This is a genomic window from Sphingobium sp. KCTC 72723, assembly GCF_014280435.1.
GTDB lineage: Bacteria > Pseudomonadota > Alphaproteobacteria > Sphingomonadales > Sphingomonadaceae > Sphingobium.
The window spans coordinates 573,107-591,739 of record NZ_CP060388.1 but is presented as its reverse complement, the minus strand read 5'-3'; the positions used below and the strand labels follow the sequence as shown (position 1 = coordinate 591,739).

Annotated in this window: 19 protein-coding genes; 12 read left to right on the top strand and 7 right to left on the bottom strand. The window is 61.8% G+C overall.

Going from position 1 to position 18,633, the window contains the following annotated elements:
- Positions 1-177: 177 nt before the first annotated feature.
- Together SPBM01_RS03055 and eno are read right to left on the bottom strand one after the other, a co-directional pair.
- A complete protein-coding gene (locus SPBM01_RS03055; protein WP_188063955.1) occupies positions 178-489 on the bottom strand; it encodes an FtsB family cell division protein in 312 nt (103 codons plus the stop codon).
- A gap of 80 nt (positions 490-569) precedes the next feature.
- The gene (gene eno, locus SPBM01_RS03050) at positions 570-1,844 is read right to left on the bottom strand and encodes a phosphopyruvate hydratase (protein ID WP_188063954.1); all 1,275 of its coding nucleotides are present in this window, start codon (positions 1,842-1,844) and stop codon (positions 570-572) included.
- A 242-nt stretch (positions 1,845-2,086) separates the two neighbouring features.
- Between eno and SPBM01_RS03045 the strand changes: the two genes are divergently transcribed.
- The 5 genes from SPBM01_RS03045 (at position 2,087) to SPBM01_RS03025 (ending at position 4,398) form a co-directional block, all read left to right on the top strand.
- On the top strand, positions 2,087-2,707 hold the full coding sequence (locus tag SPBM01_RS03045; protein WP_188063953.1) for a hypothetical protein: 621 nt from the start codon (positions 2,087-2,089) through the stop codon (positions 2,705-2,707).
- Positions 2,708-2,761: 54 nt separating this feature from the next.
- Positions 2,762-3,184 (top strand): phage holin family protein, encoded by a 423-nt coding sequence (locus tag SPBM01_RS03040; protein WP_262504312.1) that lies wholly within the window; start codon positions 2,762-2,764, stop codon positions 3,182-3,184.
- Positions 3,181-3,504, top strand: a complete 324-nt coding sequence (locus SPBM01_RS03035) for a hypothetical protein (protein WP_188063952.1) — start codon at positions 3,181-3,183, stop codon at positions 3,502-3,504. Before SPBM01_RS03040 ends, SPBM01_RS03035 begins: the two co-directional genes overlap by 4 nt.
- Entirely contained in the window at positions 3,497-4,072 is a 576-nt protein-coding gene (locus SPBM01_RS03030) for a DUF883 family protein (protein ID WP_188065528.1), read from the top strand. Before SPBM01_RS03035 ends, SPBM01_RS03030 begins: the two co-directional genes overlap by 8 nt.
- Before the next feature lie 104 nt (positions 4,073-4,176).
- Complete coding sequence (locus SPBM01_RS03025; RefSeq protein ID WP_188063951.1) at positions 4,177-4,398, top strand: DUF4170 domain-containing protein; 222 nt, start codon at positions 4,177-4,179, stop codon at positions 4,396-4,398.
- 4 nt (positions 4,399-4,402) lie between these two features.
- Here the strand turns inward: SPBM01_RS03025 and SPBM01_RS03020 are convergent, their stop codons facing one another.
- From SPBM01_RS03020 to carA, 5 genes are all read right to left on the bottom strand, one after another.
- Positions 4,403-5,056 (bottom strand): rhomboid family intramembrane serine protease, encoded by a 654-nt coding sequence (locus SPBM01_RS03020; protein ID WP_188063950.1) that lies wholly within the window; start codon positions 5,054-5,056, stop codon positions 4,403-4,405.
- Positions 5,057-5,079: 23 nt separating this feature from the next.
- A complete protein-coding gene (greA, locus tag SPBM01_RS03015; protein WP_188063949.1) occupies positions 5,080-5,556 on the bottom strand; it encodes a transcription elongation factor GreA in 477 nt (158 codons plus the stop codon).
- Between the two features lie 80 nt (positions 5,557-5,636).
- A complete protein-coding gene (gene carB / locus SPBM01_RS03010; RefSeq protein ID WP_188063948.1) occupies positions 5,637-8,972 on the bottom strand; it encodes a carbamoyl-phosphate synthase large subunit in 3,336 nt (1,111 codons plus the stop codon).
- A gap of 58 nt (positions 8,973-9,030) precedes the next feature.
- Entirely contained in the window at positions 9,031-9,399 is a 369-nt protein-coding gene (locus tag SPBM01_RS03005; RefSeq protein WP_006963288.1) for a ribonuclease E inhibitor RraB, read from the bottom strand.
- Positions 9,396-10,661 (bottom strand): glutamine-hydrolyzing carbamoyl-phosphate synthase small subunit, encoded by a 1,266-nt coding sequence (gene carA / locus SPBM01_RS03000; protein ID WP_188063947.1) that lies wholly within the window; start codon positions 10,659-10,661, stop codon positions 9,396-9,398. Before carA ends, SPBM01_RS03005 begins: the two co-directional genes overlap by 4 nt.
- Positions 10,662-10,816: 155 nt before the next feature.
- On the opposite strand from carA, the gene SPBM01_RS02995 reads away from it, so the two are divergent.
- From SPBM01_RS02995 to SPBM01_RS02965, 7 genes are all read left to right on the top strand, one after another.
- On the top strand, positions 10,817-11,269 hold the full coding sequence (locus tag SPBM01_RS02995) for a GatB/YqeY domain-containing protein (protein ID WP_188063946.1): 453 nt from the start codon (positions 10,817-10,819) through the stop codon (positions 11,267-11,269).
- 31 nt (positions 11,270-11,300) lie between these two features.
- Complete coding sequence (gene dnaG / locus SPBM01_RS02990) at positions 11,301-13,202, top strand: DNA primase (protein ID WP_188063945.1); 1,902 nt, start codon at positions 11,301-11,303, stop codon at positions 13,200-13,202.
- A gap of 47 nt (positions 13,203-13,249) precedes the next feature.
- Complete coding sequence (gene rpoD, locus SPBM01_RS02985) at positions 13,250-15,310, top strand: RNA polymerase sigma factor RpoD (RefSeq protein ID WP_188063944.1); 2,061 nt, start codon at positions 13,250-13,252, stop codon at positions 15,308-15,310.
- A gap of 144 nt (positions 15,311-15,454) precedes the next feature.
- Positions 15,455-16,135, top strand: a complete 681-nt coding sequence (locus tag SPBM01_RS02980) for a DUF6975 family protein (RefSeq protein ID WP_188063943.1) — start codon at positions 15,455-15,457, stop codon at positions 16,133-16,135.
- A gap of 77 nt (positions 16,136-16,212) precedes the next feature.
- Entirely contained in the window at positions 16,213-17,058 is an 846-nt protein-coding gene (locus SPBM01_RS02975) for an AAA family ATPase (RefSeq protein ID WP_188063942.1), read from the top strand.
- Between the two features lie 3 nt (positions 17,059-17,061).
- On the top strand, positions 17,062-17,475 hold the full coding sequence (locus SPBM01_RS02970) for a GFA family protein (protein WP_188063941.1): 414 nt from the start codon (positions 17,062-17,064) through the stop codon (positions 17,473-17,475).
- Between the two features lie 92 nt (positions 17,476-17,567).
- A complete protein-coding gene (locus SPBM01_RS02965) occupies positions 17,568-18,602 on the top strand; it encodes a hypothetical protein (protein ID WP_188065527.1) in 1,035 nt (344 codons plus the stop codon).
- The last annotated feature ends 31 nt before the right edge of the window (positions 18,603-18,633 follow it).

Sequence of the window (18,633 nt, the reverse complement as noted above, 5' to 3'; positions counted from 1 at the left end):
CCAGAACCACCCGCAATGCAACGGCGGACCCCACGGAATCCGGGCATAAGCAATAGCATCAGCATAAAACTGATGGCTCGGCGCGCGCTGCGTTAAATCTGACGCAAATCCGATGATCAAAGTTTAGAGTGTCGCATCGTTCCAGGTGGAAAACCGCCCCCTTTTTGCGCACGAAGCTCAGTTGAGCGGAACGATCACTTCATCATGATGGATGACGCCAAGCTGGCGACGGATCAGTTCGTCCGACAGGTCAGGGTCGACGCGGCGCGGGTTGAGCAGATCGACGCGATTGCGCAATTCCGCGCCAATCGCCTGGGTGCGGGCCAGTTCAGCCTGCGCCGTGCGCAGTTGGCGCGAATAATCGCCCCATGCCAGCACGCCGTTCGACCCCAACACGACATAGCCCGCGAAGAACAGCAGCAGAAGCAGCGCAATCGCAGGGCCAAGGGCCGACAGAAGCAGGAGACGAAGTTTAGCGATATGCGCCATGCGTCAGAAGAATCACAGGAAGGGGTCGGCCGCAAGCGAAAAATAGTTAACTTGCGGCCAACCGAATCCTTGAAGCTGTTTTAGCGGAAAATCGAGCGCCCGGCATAGACTGCGATATCGCCCAGTTCTTCCTCGATACGGATGAGCTGGTTATATTTGGCAAGCCGGTCGGACCGCGCCAGCGATCCGGTCTTGATCTGGCCGCAGTTGGTCGCGACGGCGAGGTCGGCGATCGTATAATCTTCCGTCTCACCCGAACGGTGCGACATGACAGCGGTGTAGCGCGCGCGATGCGCCATATTGACCGCTGCCAGCGTTTCGCTGAGCGTGCCGATCTGGTTCACCTTGACCAGCAGCGAATTGGCCAGCCCCATGTCGATGCCCATCGCCAGACGCTTGGGATTGGTCACGAACAGATCGTCGCCGACCAGCTGGACACTATTGCCGATCTTGTCGGTCAACGCCTTCCAGCCTTCGAAATCATCCTCGCTCATGCCGTCCTCGATCGACTTGATCGGATAATCGGCGGCCAGTGCGGCAAGATAATCGGCCATTTCGACCGGGCTGAGGGACAGGCCTTCGCCCGAAATCTCATATTTGCCGTTTTTGAAAAATTCGGTCGCGGCACAATCGAGCGCGAGGACGACATCGTCGCCCGGCTTGTATCCGGCCTTTTCGATCGACAGCATGATGAAGTCGAGCGCGTCGCGGGTCGAGGCGATGTTGGGGGCAAAACCGCCTTCGTCGCCGACCGAGGTGGCCAGCCCCTTGTCATGCAGACCCTTTTTGAGGGTGTGGAAAATTTCCGAACCGATCCGCACAGCGTCGGCAATGCTTTCCGCACCGACCGGCATGATCATGAATTCCTGAAAATCGATCGGATTGTCGGCATGTTCGCCGCCGTTGATGATGTTCATCATCGGCACCGGCAACACATGCGCGGACACGCCGCCGACATAGCGATAGAGCGGCAGGCCACGCGCATCGGCCGCAGCCTTCGCCACCGCCAGGCTGACGCCCAGAATGGCGTTGGCGCCCAGGTTCGACTTATTGTCGGTGCCGTCCAGCGCGATCATCGCAGCGTCGACTTCACCCTGATCCTCGGCCTCCAGGCCGATCAGTTCGCCCGCGATCGCATCGTTGACGGCGGCAACGGCCTGAAGCACGCCCTTGCCCAGATATTTGCTCTTGTCGCCGTCGCGCTTTTCCACAGCTTCGTAGGCGCCGGTGGACGCACCCGATGGCACGGCGGCGCGGCCGAAGCTGCCGTCTTCCAGCATGACGTCGACTTCGACCGTGGGGTTGCCCCGGCTGTCGAGAATCTGACGGGCGTGAATGTCGAGAATGGCAGTCATGATCGCTCCCTGCACTTAGCGTCGTAACGGCAGGCAAAGGCCTGTTTCGCGCTCCGCTTAACCAGCCCCCTGTGGCTTGGCAATCCGCATTGGGCATCGCGGGGCTTGCATGGACCGAAAAAATGCCGATGGTCGAAAATGTAACGGCAACGGAACTGTGTTCGACTGCAAAGCATTTGGACAGAGTGACGCCCCCGCAATGCAGGGTGCCTATATTTCGACGTTGAGGGAGAATGAGGACCATGGCCGACACCCCGGAAACCCCGCCGGTCAAGCGCGCGCGCAAAACGCCTGTCGCCAAACCCGCCAAGGCGAAACCGCTAAGCGCGCCCAGCCCCAAGACGACGGCCGTGAAAACCGTTCCGGTCAAGAAGGCAGTGACGCGCAAGCCCGCAGCCAAAAAGACGGGCAATGGCGCAGTGGCGAGCGGATGGAGCGCCCAGATCGCGCCGGTCAAGGCGAAGGCGGAAAAGGCCGTGAAGAGCGCCACCGAAACGCTGAGCGCCGTAGATTGGAAAGCGCATATCGACCCGATCAAGGAACAGGCTGGCAAGACCGCCAAATCGGCGGCTGGTACGGCCAAGGTCAAGACCGGATCGGCGATGCAAAGCCTGGCCAAATTGATCACCGAAACCGCAGGAACGGTCGACGCGAAGCTGGGTCCGCAATATGGCGATTATGCCCGGCAGGCCGCCGAATCCGTGGCAGGCGCAGCGGACACGCTGGACGGCAAGGATGTCGACCAGTTGCTGGCCGAAGCCAAGGATTTCGTCCGCAAAAGCCCGGCCGTGGCAATTGGCGCTGCGGCGGTGGTCGGTTTCGTTCTGATGCGCCTGGCCAAGGGTTCGGACGACAAGGCGTAATTTGGCCTGCCTGACGCCGGAACGCAGGTTCCGGCAAACAGGACGGAGGATAGTTTGACAGAGCAGCCAGCGGACGCGGCGGTCATGCCGCCGACCGAAGGACAGGGTGTCTCTCGCCCTGACGAAGCCCATGGTCCTGACGATCGCGCACCCGACGAAACGGTACGCGAAGTCATGGCCCGGCTTTATACGGACGGTCGCGCCTATGCGTCGGCGGAAGCGGAAAAGCAGAAGCTGCGCATCGGGATCGTCGGCGGCGCGGTGCGCAACGCGGCGATTTTCGTCACCGTGGCGTTGATGCTGGTGTTTGCCAGCATCGTCGCTTTCCTGATCGGGTTGATCATCGCGCTGGCGCCACGGCTTGGCCCGCTTTGGGCGACCTTTGCGGTCCTGGGTGCCAGCATGGTCGTGGCGCTGCTGCTGCTGCTGCTCGCAAAATCGTCCATCACTCGCATGAAGAAGGCAATTGCGCCATGAGCCGCGAACGGGCCTATCGCGCGGCCGCTGCCCGCGCGGACGATGCGCGGGTGCAGTTGCTGACCAGCGCAAGTGACGCAAAAGCGCGCATTTCCCCTGCCCGGCTGAAACAGGATGTGGTCGACAAGGTCACCGGCACCGTGCTGGAAGGCATTGCCGTCGGCGCGGCCAAGGCGCAGCAGCGCCCGGTAGCGGTTGGCGCTGCCCTTGGCGCTTTTGGCCTGTTCCTGTTCCGCCGCCCCGTGACGGCACTTTTCGGACGGCTATACGTTCGTCTTGGGAACCCCAAAACTGAAAATTCGGAGACTGATGATGGCTGATGTCCGCGCTCAACTGGCTCGCGTTCGCGAAGCGGCGAACGATGCCGCCACCCATGCTACCGACCGGATCAAGGACGGCACGGAAAAAGCCCGCGAAGGTGCGGGCGAACTGATCCAGACCGGCCGTGACAAGGCCAGCACCGTTTATGGCGACGCGCGCGACCGGACACAACGGGCCGCTACCCGTGCCAATGAGATCGTGCAGGAACATCCCGTTGCGGCGGTGGCTGGCGCAGTCGTGGTCGGTGCCGTCGTCGCATGGATGTTCCCCAAGAGCCGCGCGGCGATGAAAGCCTTGCCCGGCTTCGCCATGACCGCCGGATCGCGTATCGTCGAAGCCGCTGTGGCCGCGCGAGCGGCTGCGGCGGAAGGTGCGGAAAGCGTCAAGCAGGGCGCGGCCCATGCCTTGCATAGTGCCGGCGATGTAGCCGCCAATGCACGCGAAAGCGTGAGCAGCGCCGAGATTCCGGCCAAGGCTTCCAAGCTGGCGGACGATGTCGCAGCGCTGGTGACGCAACGGATCGACGCGCTGGGCGAAGCCATCAAGGCACGATTGCCGAAAAACTAATCGCATCGGCGTCAAAAGCACGCCGTTGCGCCTTTCGTCCCCCTTGGATGGGTCGTGCTGCACTGCTAGTGTGGCGGTTCATCCAAGGGAGATAATATAACGCCATGAGCAAAATGCACCTGGTGATGGGCGGTCGCGTCACCGATCCACAGACATTGGAATTTCAGGATCTGAGCAAGGTCGATCTGGTCGGGGTATTTCCCGACTATGCGTCCGCCGAAAAGGCATGGCGCAGCGCGGCACAGCGCACGGTCGACGATGCCGAAATGCGCTATGTGATCGTGCATCTGCATCGTTTGCTGGAGCCGGAATTGCCCGCAGCATAAAGCCTTAGTTGAGGGGCTGGGGCCGCTTTCGAAAGCGCCACCGCAGCAACGGTCGCGTCAGCGCCAGCCCCACAAGGAAGCCGCCGATATGCGCGGCAACCGCGATCCGGCCCAGATCGCTCAATCCGCCCCCGCCCTGCCCGGCTGTCGTAGCGACGCCGATCATCAACTGGATTGCGATCCAGGCACCCGCCAGCCAGAGCAGACGCACGATATTGGCGGAAAGCGGGCCAACCGCGCGCACTTTCTGCTGGCTGTAGAGAAGCGCGTAGGTGGCGATGATCGCGGAAATAGCGCCGCTGGCACCGACCATGGGATTGAGCGAGGCCGGGTCGATCGCCCACTGCACCGCGCACGCGCCATAGGCACCCGCGACGTACAGCAGGAGCGTTGCCCCCTTGTCCAACACATGTTCCACCTGCCGCCCGCAAAAGACCAGCATCAGCAGGTTGAAGGCAACATGCATCCACCCGGCATGGATGAAGGCGCAGGTGAGCGGCGTCAGCCAGACGGGAATCGCGGCCATGCCATCCAGCAAGGCCGGATCGCCGATCCGTGCCGGAATGAAGCCGCCAATGATGGCGGCATCGTCAATCCTGCCCGACAGATACAGAATGACGAACGCGACGAAGGTGATCGCCGCGATGCCATTTGTCATCCTGCCTGCGGGCAATTTCACGATCAGATAAATTCGATTTTTTCGACCAGATAGGATTTGTCGCCCGCCGGAACGGACACTTCGACATCTTCCCCGACCTGACGGCCGATCAGCGCGCGACCCAGCGGGCTGTTGTACGAAATCATGCCCTGCTTGGCATCCGCTTCGGCCTGGCCAACGATCTGGTAAGTGACAGGCTTGTCGTCTTCGTCCAGCAGCTTGACGGTCGCACCGAACACGATCTTGTTACCCGACAGGCTCTTGGGATCGATAATCTGCGCGCGCGACAATTTGTCTTCCAGGTCGGAAATCGTCGCTTCGACCTGGCCCTGCCGTTCCTTGGCCGCATGATATTCGGCATTTTCGGACAGGTCGCCATGGGCGCGCGCTTCCTCGATGGCGTCCACGATCAACGGGCGTTCGGCCTTCAGTTCACGCAGATGCGCTATGAGCTTGTCATAGCCCATTTGCAGCATCGGCATCTTCTCGACGGTCGCCATTCTTGCAAATCCTTCGTCAAAACTTCCCTTTGGCGGCCCGAACATCGAGCCGCCCGCAGCGTGGTTCCTGGTGCAGGGGATCAGGCTTGCGACAGGGGATAATAGGACTGGAGCGACCGCACTTCAAGGGCATGACCCCGTAAAGCCTCGATCGCGTCCGCCGCAGCGACGCTGGCAGCGGCCGTAGTGAAGCTGGCGATGCGGGCGCGCAGGGCGCCGATGCGGATCGCCTTGCTGTCCTTGAGCGATTGCCAGCCTTCGGTCGTGTTGAAGATCAGCGCCACATCGCCGTCTGTGATCCGGTCCACAATGTGCGGACGACCCTGTGCCACCTTGTTCACGATTTCCACCGCGATACCGCTTTCGGCAAGGAAGGCGGCGGTGCCGGTCGTCGCGATGATGCGGAAACCCATGTCCACCAGCTTGCGCGCAGCGGGCAGGATGACGGGCTTGTCACTGTCCTTGAGCGAAATGAATACGGTGCCGCCAGTGGGCAAGATGGTGCCTGCCCCGATCTGCGCCTTGGCAAAGGCGGTGGCAAAATCGCTATCGATTCCCATGACTTCGCCGGTGCTTTTCATTTCCGGCGAGAGGACGGGATCGACACCGGGGAAGCGACCGAACGGGAATACCGCTTCCTTGACCGCGACATGATTGATCGCGTTACGGTCGATCGTCGGCAAATCTTTCAACATTTCGCCCGCCATCACGCGCGAAGCGATCTTGGCGATGGGGGTGCCGATTGCCTTGGCGACAAAGGGAACGGTGCGGCTGGCGCGCGGGTTCACCTCGATCAAATAGACCGTGCCGTCCTTAACCGCGAACTGGATGTTCATCAGGCCGTGGACCGACAGGGCGTGGGCCAGCACCTTGGTCTGGCGCTCGATTTCCGCGATGATTTCGTCGCTCAGGCTGTAGGGCGGCAGCGAGCAGGCGCTGTCGCCGGAATGGACGCCCGCTTCCTCGATATGCTGGAGCACGCCTGCGACGACCACATCGACGCCATCGCACAGCGCATCGACGTCCACTTCGATCGCGTCGCGCAGATATTGGTCGATCAGCACCGGCGAGTCGCCCGACACTTTCACGGCCGTCGTGATATATTCTTCCAGTTGCGCCTGACCGTCGACAATCTCCATCGCGCGGCCACCAAGGACATAGGACGGACGCATGAGGACCGGGTAGCCGATACGGTTGGCGACGGCGATGGCTTCCTCACGCGAACGGGCGATGCCGTTGGCGGGCTGGAGCAGCTTGAGCTTGTCGATCAGCGCGGCGAACCGCTCGCGATCCTCGGCCAGATCGATGGCGTCGGGCGAGGTGCCAAGGATGGGGATGCCCGCATCCTCCAGCGCCTGCGCCAGCTTGAGCGGGGTCTGGCCGCCAAACTGGACGATCACGCCCTTCAATGTGCCGTTCGACTTTTCGATGTCGAGGATTTCCAGCACATCCTCTGCCGTCAGCGGCTCGAAATAGAGGCGGTCGGACGTGTCATAATCGGTCGACACGGTTTCTGGGTTGCAGTTGACCATGATGGTTTCATACCCCGCTTCGCTCAGCGCGAAACAGGCATGGACGCAGCAATAGTCGAACTCGATTCCCTGCCCGATCCGGTTCGGCCCGCCGCCCAGAATGACGATCTTTTCACGGTCGGTCGGCGCGGATTCATTCTCCGCCTCGCCAAAAATCGGCGCTTCGTAGGTCGAATACATATAAGGCGTTTTCGCCTCGAACTCGGCGGCGCAGGTGTCGATGCGCTTGAACACCGGGCGCACGCCCAGCTTGTGGCGCAGCGTGCGCACTTCTTCCTCGGTCACGCCGCCGGTCATGGCCTTGACCGCTTCGTGGATCAGGCCCGAACCGCGCGCGATGCCACGTTCCATGCCGCGCAGATTGGCGGACTTGAGCGCCAGCCAGGCGAGGCGCTTGTCGGAAAAGCCCATGGATTTAAGGCGGCGCATGGCGTCGGCATCCTGCGGCAAGCCATTTTCCAGCACCTCGCCCTCGGCATCGACGATTTCCTTGATCCGGTCGAGGAACCAGGGGTCGAATTTGGCGATAGCGTGGATTTCCGCGACGCTCAGCCCTTCGCGCAATGCCTGCGCCGCGACCAGCAACCGGTCGGGCGTGGGGGTGGCGAGTGCGGCGATGATGTCGTCCTTGGGCGCGCCGACCAGATGATCGACCTGATTAAAGCCCGACAGCCCGGTTTCCAGACCGCGCAGCGCCTTCTGCATCGATTCATGGATGTTGCGGCCAATCGCCATGACTTCGCCGACCGACTTCATCGCGGTGCCAAGCAAAGGCTCCGCACCCTTGAACTTCTCAAAAGCGAAACGCGGGATTTTGGTCACGACATAGTCGATCGTCGGCTCAAACGACGCAGGCGTCGCGCCGGTGATGTCGTTGGTGATTTCGTCCAGCGTGTATCCCACAGCCAGCTTGGCCGCGACCTTGGCGATCGGGAAGCCGGTGGCTTTGGACGCGAGCGCGGACGAGCGCGACACGCGCGGGTTCATTTCGATCACGATCAGGCGGCCATCCTTCGGATTGACCGCGAACTGCACGTTGGAACCGCCTGTTTCGACACCGATTTCGCGCAGCACCGCAATGGATGCGTTGCGCATGATCTGATATTCCTTGTCGGTCAGCGTCAGCGCCGGGGCGACGGTGATGGAATCGCCGGTATGGACGCCCATCGGATCGACATTTTCGATCGAGCAGATGATGATGCAATTGTCGTTGCGGTCCCGCACGACTTCCATCTCATATTCTTTCCAGCCGAGCAGCGATTCCTCGATCAGGACTTCGGTGGTGGGCGATGCGTCAAGCCCGCCGCGCACGATGTTCATGAACTCGTCGCGATTATAGGCGATGCCGCCGCCGGTGCCGCCCATGGTGAAGCTGGGGCGGATGATGGATGGCAGACCGGTAAATTCCAGCGCGGCCAACGCTTCGTCCATCGTGTGCGCGACGCGCGAACGGGCGGATTCCAGCCCGATCTTGTCCATCGCGTCGCGGAACTTGATCCGGTCCTCCGCCTTGTCGATCGCTTCGGCGTCCGCGCCGATCATCTGGACGCCATATTTCTCCAGCGTGCCGTCGTTGAACAGGGCCAGCGCGGTGTTGAGCGCGGTCTGCCCGCCCATCGTCGGCAACACCGCGTCGGGCCGCTCCTTCTCGATGATCTTCGCCACGATTTCGGGCGTGATCGGCTCGATATAGGTCGCATCGGCAAATTCCGGGTCGGTCATGATCGTGGCCGGGTTGGAATTGACCAGGATGATGCGATAGCCCTCTTCCTTGAGCGCCTTCACCGCCTGCGTGCCCGAATAATCGAACTCGCACGCCTGACCGATGATGATCGGGCCAGCGCCGATGATGAGGATGGAGGAGATGTCGTTGCGTTTGGGCATTATTTGGCCTCTGATTTATGAGTATAGGCGCTGTTGCGCAGAATATGTGTCGTGGCGCTCAATGCACCGCCCCCGTCCGTGCCTCGCACCCCCAGCCGTCATATTCGACGCCGCAGAGGATTTCGATCTGGAGGCATTTCTTGGTCAGGGCGCGGATGGAGGCTTCGTCCACGGCTTGCTCACATTCGAGGAACAGGAACAGGTCGCCATCCTCATCTTCTTCGCGATCCAGTTCGACCATGCCGAACTGGCTGGCGATTTCCAGGACGCGGTCGAAATCCTTGTCATTGCCCTTGAAGCTGACGTCCACGGCGCGCGGGATCATTGCCTTGTCGCCATTGGCGGCGAGGTTGGCGAGGACTTCGCGGTCCGCTTCCCACTCGGCGGCCAGGCGCGCTTCATCGACGGGGGGCAGCTTGATGCTCATGCCGCCACCGGCTTTTTCAGGCCATCCACGAAGCGTTTGAACAGGTAGAAACTGTCCTGCGGGCCGGGTGAGGCTTCGGGGTGATACTGGACCGAGAAGGCGTTGCGGTCGGTCAGTTCGATGCCGCAATTGCTGCCGTCGAATAGCGAGATATGAGTCGTGCGCGCGTTGGCGGGCAGCGTGGCGGCGTCCACCGCGAAACCATGGTTCATGCTGGTGATTTCGACGAGGCCGTCGTCCAGTCGCTTGACCGGATGGTTCGCGCCGCGATGGCCCTGATGCATCTTGATCGTCTTTGCGCCCACGGCCAGCCCCAGCAACTGATGGCCAAGGCAGATACCGAAGATCGGCACATTTTCGGTCAGCAGCGCGGCGATGACCGGGACGGCATAGGTGCCGGTCGCGGCGGGATCACCCGGACCGTTGGACAGGAACACGCCGTCGGGCGACAGGTCCATAATCTGTTCGAACGTCGCGGTGGCGGGCAGCACGGTGACGCGCGCGCCGGCCTGCACCAGATTGCGGAAGATATTATTCTTCGCGCCATAATCGAGCGCGACGACATGCGGGCGCGGCGTGGCGGTGGGTGCCTGATCTTCGGTGAACAGCAAAGCCTCACCATCTTCGCCGACGGCGGGATAGCCTGCCGCAACGGTTTCGATCCGGTCGGTGGCGTCGACATCATAGCCGGTGGCAAGCGTCCAGCCGCCATCTTTCCATAGCCGCGTTTCCTGCCCCGTGACTGCGATGGCCAGGTCCATGCCTTCAAGGCCCGGCCAGGAAGCCGCCTTGGCCGCGAGTGCCGCGATGTCGAACGCGCCTTCGGGATCGTGGGCGATGACGACATTGGGCGCGCCCTTGACGCGGATCAGGCGAGTGAGCGCGCGGGTATCGACCCCGGCAAGGCCAATGCGGCCCTTTTGCGCCATCCACTGGTCGAAGGGTTCGACGTTGCGGAAATTGCTGGGCGCGGTCACATCCTGCCGCACGATGCAGCCCAGCGCATAGGGGCTGTCCGCCTCTACATCGTCCAGATTGGTGCCGACATTGCCGATATGGGGGAAAGTGAAATTGATGATCTGCCCGGCGTAGGAAGGATCGGTCATGATCTCCTGATAGCCGGTGATCGACGTGTTGAAGCAGAGTTCGCCGACCGCTTCGCCAATTGCGCCAAAGCCGCGCCCGAATACCGCGCTGCCATCGGCAAATACCACGACCCCTGTCGCTCCTTTGGGCACAATGAGGGTCTTGGCGTCAGCCATGGTCTAAGCGTCCTTCATGCTTTTGCGGGAACCCGTCTGATGCGGGTTAAACGGCCGGTCACCTATGCCCGCTGAGCCTCTCGGTCAACGTCTGTTAAAAATCTCTTTTGCCGTTATATCTGCTCCTTTCCGCAAGAAACAGGATTCATTCGTCGATGATTCGCGATACCATCAAGAGCGCCCAGATCACCGCCATGAAGGCTGGCGACAAGGAAAAGCTGGCCGCCGTGCGCCTGATCCTGGCCAAATTGAAGGACCGCGACATCGAACTGCGCACCGCGTCGAGCGTGCCGGACGATGATGTGGTGGTTGTCGACGTGCTTCAGAAGATGGTGAAGCAGCGCCGCGAATCGATCGAGATGTTCACCACCGGCGGACGCGATGAGCTGGCGGCCAAGGAACAGGCCGAACTGGACGTGATCGAAAGCTTCCTGCCCGCGCAGATGAGCGAAGCCGATACCAAGGCCGCGATCGAAGGCATCAAGGCGGAAGTCGGCGCGGCCAGCGTGAAGGATATGGGCAAGGTGATGGCGGTGCTGAAGGAGCGCCACGGCAGCGTCATCGACATGAGCAAGGCGAGTGGGCTGGTGAAGGCGGCTCTTGCGTAAAAATCCTGTTGGGGGCGATATAGTTTAACCTATGTCCCTGACCCCTGCCTTCCTTGACGAACTGCGGATGCGCACGTCGCTGTCCACCCTGATCGGTCGCACGATCAAGGTGACGAAGGCCGGGCGTGAATATAAGGCGTGCTGCCCGTTCCATAACGAAAAGACGCCCAGCTTCACGATCAACGATGAAAAGGGCTTCTACCACTGCTTCGGGTGCGGGGCGCATGGCGACGCGATCCGGTGGATGACCGACCAACGCGGCCTGCCCTTCATGGAGGCGGTCAAGGAACTGGCGCAGGCGGCCAGCATGGACGTGCCTGCGCCCGATCCGCGCGCAGCCAAGCGGGCGGAGGCGGCCAAGGGGCTGCATGACGCAATGGCCGCAGCGCAGAGTTTCTTCGAAGAACAATTGGGCGGGATCGACGGGGCGGAGGCGCGCGCCTATCTGGCCAAGCGTGGCATCAGCGATGCGACGCGGCGGGCGTTCGGCTTTGGCTATTCGCCGGATTCGCGCGGGCGGTTGAAAAGCGCGCTCAAGGAATTTGGCGACCCGATGCTGGTCGAAGCGGGCCTGCTGATCGACCCCGATGCGCTGGAGGCTGACGCGAAGCGGGCGACCAAGCGCGACAGCTATGACCGCTTCCGGGGTCGCCTGATGCTGCCGATCCGCGACATTCGCGGGCGCGTGATTGCCTTTGGCGGGCGGATATTGGGCGCGGGCGAACCCAAATATCTCAATTCCCCCGACACGCCTTTGTTCGACAAGGGGCGCACGCTTTACAATATCGATCGCGCTTCGCCTGCCAGCCGTAATACGGGCCGGGTCATCGTGGTCGAAGGCTATATGGACGTAATCGCGCTGGCGCAGGCGGGCTTTGGCGATGCTGTCGCGCCGCTGGGAACCGCACTGACCGAGCATCAGATCGAGCGATTGTGGAAGATGGTCGAAGTGCCGATCCTTTGCTTCGATGGCGATAGCGCCGGACAAAAAGCAGCGATTCGTGCGGCAATGCGCGCCCTCCCCCTGTTGCGTCCGGGCCACAGCCTGGCCTTTGCGACGCTGCCCGTGGGGAAGGATCCCGACGATCTGATCCGGGCCGAAGGGCCAGCGGCAATGAACGCCGTTCTGACCAACGCACAGCCGCTGGTCGACCGGCTGTGGAATCACGAACAAAGCGTAGCCCCGCTCGATACGCCGGAGCAGAAGGCCGCGCTCAAACAGCGGCTGGGCGCGATTACCGAGGCGATCCAGCATTCCGACGTGCGCGCCCATTATGCCCATGCCTTTCGTGAACGCTATGATGCGCTGTTCTTTGCGCGCCCGGCGTTCAATGCCGCCCCGCGTGGGCAAGGCGGGGGCGCGGCGGGTCGGTGGCAGCGCGACCGGAAGGGCAATTGGAAAGCCCCCTTGGCCCCTGCGGGCGCAGAGGCACGGGCGATCGGCGCAACGGGCATGGAGCAGCGTCTGCTGCGCGCTGTGCTGGCCAGCCTGCTACGGCACCCGGAGCAGATTCCGCGTCACCGCGAGACATTGTCGAGCCTGCATGTGGCCGATCCGGTCCTTGCCGAATTGCTCGCCGCAATGATTGCTGCGTCGATGCGCAAAGAAACAGTTGTAACCGACACCCTCCTTACCATATTGGGGCAAGGTGAAGTGTATAATATGGCGAAGGGGATGCTTCGGGCCGACACGTTCACATTCACCCCCAACAGGATGATCCCCGACGCCAGCCGCCTTTCGCGTGATCTGGAGGAGGCCATCGGGGTGATGGCGCAAGGACCGGAGCTGGAAGCAGCACTGGCAGAATCGACACGGCGGTTTGAAAGTGATTTCAGCGAAGCCAATTTCGCACAGCAGCAGCGCATCCGCGCGCTGAAGGCGGAACATGACCAGCGGCTGGCGGAACTCGCCCAGCCGCAAGACATTGATTGATTTCAGGACCGTCCCGTCAAAAGGGGCGGCGGAGTTAAGGCGAATAGATGGCGACCAAGGCGAACAGCAAAAGTACAGGTGCAGGCGAAGGCGGGGATGAAGGTGGCGACGCCCCCCTGCTCGACCTTAACGAGGCATCGGTCAAAAAGCTGATTTCCCGCGCCAAAAAGCGCGGCTACATCACCTATGACGAGCTGAACGAAGCGCTGCCGCAGGACCAGATGTCGTCCGAGCAGATCGAGGACGTCATGTCCGCGCTCAACGACATGGGCGTCAACATCGTCGAAAATGAAGAAGCGAGCGAGGACGGCGAGGAGCCGCAGCGCGACGACAGCGACGATGATTCGAACGACGACAGCGCCGATGACGACGGCGGTCCCAAGCTGATCACCGAAAAGAAGAAGGAAACAGTCGACCGGACCGACGACCCGGTGCGCATGTATCTGCGCGAAATGGGCGCGGTGGAATTGCTGAGCCGTGAGGGCGAAATCGCCATCGCCAAGCGGATCGAGGCCGGTCGCGACACCATGATTCTGGGCCTGTGCGAAAGCCCGACGACTTTCAATGCAATCATCGAATGGTCGACGGCGCTCAACAATGGCGAAATGCAGCTGCGCGAGATTCTCGATCTCGATGCGATGCTTTCCAAGGATCCTGCACCGGAGAATCTGGAAGAGGGTGCCGAAGACGATGATGGCGAGATCAGCGAAAAGACCGCTGGTCCCAGCTTCAAGGAAGAAGAAGAACCCGAAGAAGAATCCGCCGACGCCGATGAGGATGAGGATGGCCTGACCGAACGGCGCACGCGCCGGGCAGCCGAGGAAGAAGAAGAGGAAGACAATACTCTTTCGCTCGCGCAGATGGAAGAAACGCTCAAGCCGATGGCGCTGGAGAAGTTTGCGACCATCACCGAAATCTTCCGTGCATTCTCCAATGTGCAGGCCAAGCGCATGGTCGCGCTGGCCAATGGCGACGCGCTGAGCCAGAAGTCGGAAGACGAATATCAGGAATTGCGCGAAAGCCTGACCGCGCAGGTCGAAAGCGTCCAGTTCCACCAGCAGAAGATCGAATATCTGGTCGATCAGCTTTACGCTTATAACCGGCGCCTGACCGCGCTGGGCGGGCAGATGCTACGTCTGGCCGAACGGCACAAGGTGCCGCGCAAGGATTTCCTCGATCGCTATGTGAACCATGAGCTGGACGATGGCTGGCTGGACAAGGTTTCGGGCCTGGACAAGAAATGGTCCGCCTTCGTCGCTGCCGAAGGGCGCGCGGTCGATCGCATCCGCAACGAGGTTGGCGAAATCGCGCAGGCGACCGGCATGTCGCTCAGCGAGTTTCGCCGCATCGTCAACATGGTGCAGAAGGGCGAGCGTGAGGCACGCATCGCCAAGAAGGAAATGGTCGAAGCGAACCTGCGTCTCGTCATCTCCATCGCTAAAAAATATACGAACCGTGGCCTGCAATTCCTTGATCTTATTCAAGAAGGTAACATTGGCCTGATGAAAGCGGTCGATAAGTTCGAATATCGGCGCGGCTACAAGTTTAGCACTTATGCGACCTGGTGGATCCGTCAGGCGATCACCCGTTCGATCGCGGATCAGGCGCGGACCATCCGTATTCCGGTCCATATGATCGAAACGATCAACAAGCTGGTCCGCACCAGCCGCCAGTTCCTGCACGAACAGGGCCGCGAACCGACCCCGGAGGAAATGGCAGAGCGTCTGTCCATGCCGCTGGAAAAGGTCCGCAAGGTGATGAAGATCGCCAAGGAGCCGATCTCCCTCGAAACGCCGATCGGCGATGAGGAGGATTCGCATCTGGGCGATTTCATCGAGGACAAGAATGCGATCATCCCCGTGGATGCCGCGATTCAGGCGAACCTGAAGGAAACGGTCACCCGCGTTCTGGCGTCGCTGACGCCGCGTGAGGAGCGCGTGCTGCGGATGCGCTTTGGCATCGGCATGAACACCGATCATACGCTGGAGGAAGTGGGCCAGCAGTTCAGCGTGACTCGCGAACGCATCCGTCAGATCGAGGCGAAGGCGCTGCGCAAGCTCAAGCACCCGTCGCGCAGCCGCAAGATGCGCAGTTTCCTCGACCAGTAAATAGCGGTTTCCGCATATTTTCGAAGGGCGGCCTGCACGGGCCGCCCTTTTTTGTTGGGCCGTAAACTGCTCCTTTACCCCGATTGCCTAGCTTGCCCGTCAAATCCCCGCTGGCGGTCCGGGGTTTACAGGGATTTTCATATTATGAGCGAAGCGGCACCACGCTATCAGTTTGGCGACATATCGCGGATATTGGAGGCGCTGGTGGCGGCCGATGGCACGGCGGCACACCCCTATGCCAATCGCGCCAGCAGCAGCGTGTCGCGCGATGCACTGCTCTCGCTGGGCGATCTTGCCGACGCCGCCTATTATCTCTGCCTGCTGCATGGACGCCATCCCGGCGTCATCGATCATGCAGCCAACCGTTCGGCCGACAATGCCGCTCGCGCCTGGCTGATCGAAACGGCGGACGCCTTTTCGGTGGAGCGCGCTTATCTGACCCAGGTAACAGTTGCGGCTGGCCCGGTCCCCAGCACGGCGGGTCAGGCCGATTGCGAAACTACCGTTGGGCAGCAGCGCCATGCACTCGACATGCTGGCCCAGTCCGACCGGCGCGGTTGTGCCATGGGCGCGGCGATTGCGCTGGTGCTGGATTGGCGCGCGGTGCGCCATGTTCTGGACATGGCGGCGATCCGCGCGGGGCTGGAGCCACAGCGCTGCACTCTCCCCGAACGCGCCGTCACGCTGGATATTGCCCGTGCGATCGGCGGGGACGATGCGACCGACCGGGCGATCCAGTTCGGCGCGCGCCAGTTGCTGAACCAGCATCGTGGCCTGTGGGATTTGCTGGCCGCCCGCGCCGACGTGCGCGCGCGCCAGATCTGAATAGCGCCCGCGCGGCTTGCTTCCGCGCGGCCCTTTGCCTAGTCCCGCTATATTGACAGGCAAATGGACGGACAGACATGCGCTTTGAAGGCACGCCCGATTATGTCGCTACCGACGATCTGAAAGTCGCGGTCAATGCCGCCATCCTGCTGCGGCGACCGTTGCTGGTGAAGGGTGAGCCAGGCACCGGCAAGACTGTGCTGGCGCAGGAGATCGCGACGGCGCTCGGCGCGCCGCTGATCGAATGGAACGTCAAATCGACGACCAAGGCGCATCAGGGCTTGTACGAATATGATGCCGTCGCGCGCCTGCGCGATGGGCAATTGGGCGACCCGCGCGTTCACGACATTGGCAATTACATTCGCAAGGGCAAGATGTGGGAAGCCTTTACCAGCCCCACTTTGCCCGTGCTGCTGATCGACGAAATCGACAAGGCCGACATCGAATTTCCCAACGACCTGTTGCAGGAACTCGATCGCATGGCGTTCCACGTCTATGAAACGGGCGAAACGATCGCGGCCAAGGAACGTCCCGTGGTCATCATCACGTCGAATAACGAAAAGGAATTGCCCGACGCTTTTCTGCGTCGCTGCTTCTTCCACTATATCAAATTCCCCGATCGGGACACGATGCAGGCGATTGTCGACGTGCATTTCCCCGACATCCAGAAGATATTGGTGAGCCGGGCGATGGATATTTTCTATGAAATCCGCGACGTGCCGGGCCTGAAGAAAAAGCCCAGCACCAGCGAGCTGATCGACTGGCTCAAACTGCTGCTGAACGAGGATATGCCGCTCGACGTGCTGCAAAACAGCGATCCGACCAAGGCGATCCCGCCGTTGCACGGCGCGCTGCTCAAAAATGAGCAGGATGTCATGATGTTCGAGCGTCTGGCTTTCATGGCCCGGCGGCAGGGGCGATAAGTCATGGCTCATCAAGCCGGATGCCTGTGCGGCGCAGTGCGCATCAGCATCGACGCAGAGCCGATCGCGGCGCGGCAATGCTGGTGCCGGCTGTGCCAATATTTGGGCGGCGGATCAGGCACGGTGAACATCGTCTTTCCGACGGACAAGGTTACGACCACCGGGGAAGTCCACTGGCACGCCGGCATCGCCGACAGCGGTAATGCGATGCGGCGCGGCTTTTGCCCGCAATGCGGCACGCCGATATTCAGCCTGGCCGAATCGCGCCCGCACCAGACGATCATTCGCGCCGGCGCACTGGACGATACGGGGCTGATCGGACCGCAGGCCGAAATCTGGACCGACGCGGCCCCCGGCTGGGCGCATCATGACCCCGCCCTGCCCCAATATCCGGCGCAAATCCCCCCTGCATCCTGAAGAAGGGACTTGCGCGGGCGCGCATAGTCTGTAGCCTTCCTGTAACTATTCAAGGCCGCGCCAAGACGGTTTGGATCAGGAGAAGGATGCCAATGCCCAAGCGCGCCCGGTTTCTCTTATCTTTGGCCCTCTGCCTGACCGCGCCGTCGATTGCGCGGGCGGCGGACGATGCCGAAGCATGGACACCGACACAGACAGCCATCCGCGCCAATGCGGCGGGCATCAGCCTGCCGCAGAGCGTAGCCACGCTATCGCTCGCCAAAAGCGGTGAGGCGTCCAATGGCGGACGCGCGGTGGACAATTATGCGCAATATCTGTCGGAAGATGGCGCGGTGCAGGCGACGCTCTACGTCTATCTGCCGACCTATGCCGACGCATCGCTGGCGGCTTACATGACCGACAAGGCGATCATGTCCCGGTTCGGCACCCGGACGCACCGCAGCGCCTATGCCAGCACGGCCGTCGCAGGCCAACCAGGTACCGCGATCCGCGCTGTCTATGACGATGCCGCCGATGGCGCGCTGACCACGGCGGCCGGGTTCGTCCATGCCGGGCGCTGGATCGTCAAGATCCGCGTTACTGGCCCGACCGAACGGCGCGCCGAAGTGCTGGCGGGCCTGGACGGGATGCTAGCCAATCTGAACGTGGATGATGCCGCCAGCCTGCACGCCACGACGCCTGCCAGCTTTGGGGCTTGCCCGACCGCCGAACAGGGACAGGCGCGCCTGAGCGCGGTTCGCTCCACCGACGCTGCTGCGCCGCAGGATGTCCGCATCCCACGCGAAGGGCGCGATACTTTGTGCATCCGGGGAACCGTTGCGACCGCCGACGGCAGCTACGACATGCTCCAGCAGACCGGGCGTAGCGACGGCGCGATCATCGTGCCGGTCGATGACAGCGGCACTGTGCTGTCGTTCGACCCGACAAAGCAGGGCGCGGGCTACAAGCTGTCGATCCATATGGTCGGCCAGACCGACCTGTATGGGGTGTATGATCGGGTACCCAGCGCGCAGCAGATCGCCGCGATCGTCGATGGCAAAGACCCTCAGACTGCGCAGGCGCACGCCACTGCCGCCTATGCGGCCAGTGGCGAAGTGACGATGGTGCGGGCGGGTATCACTCGCTAACGCGGCGACTATCTCGTCAAAGGCTTGCAAA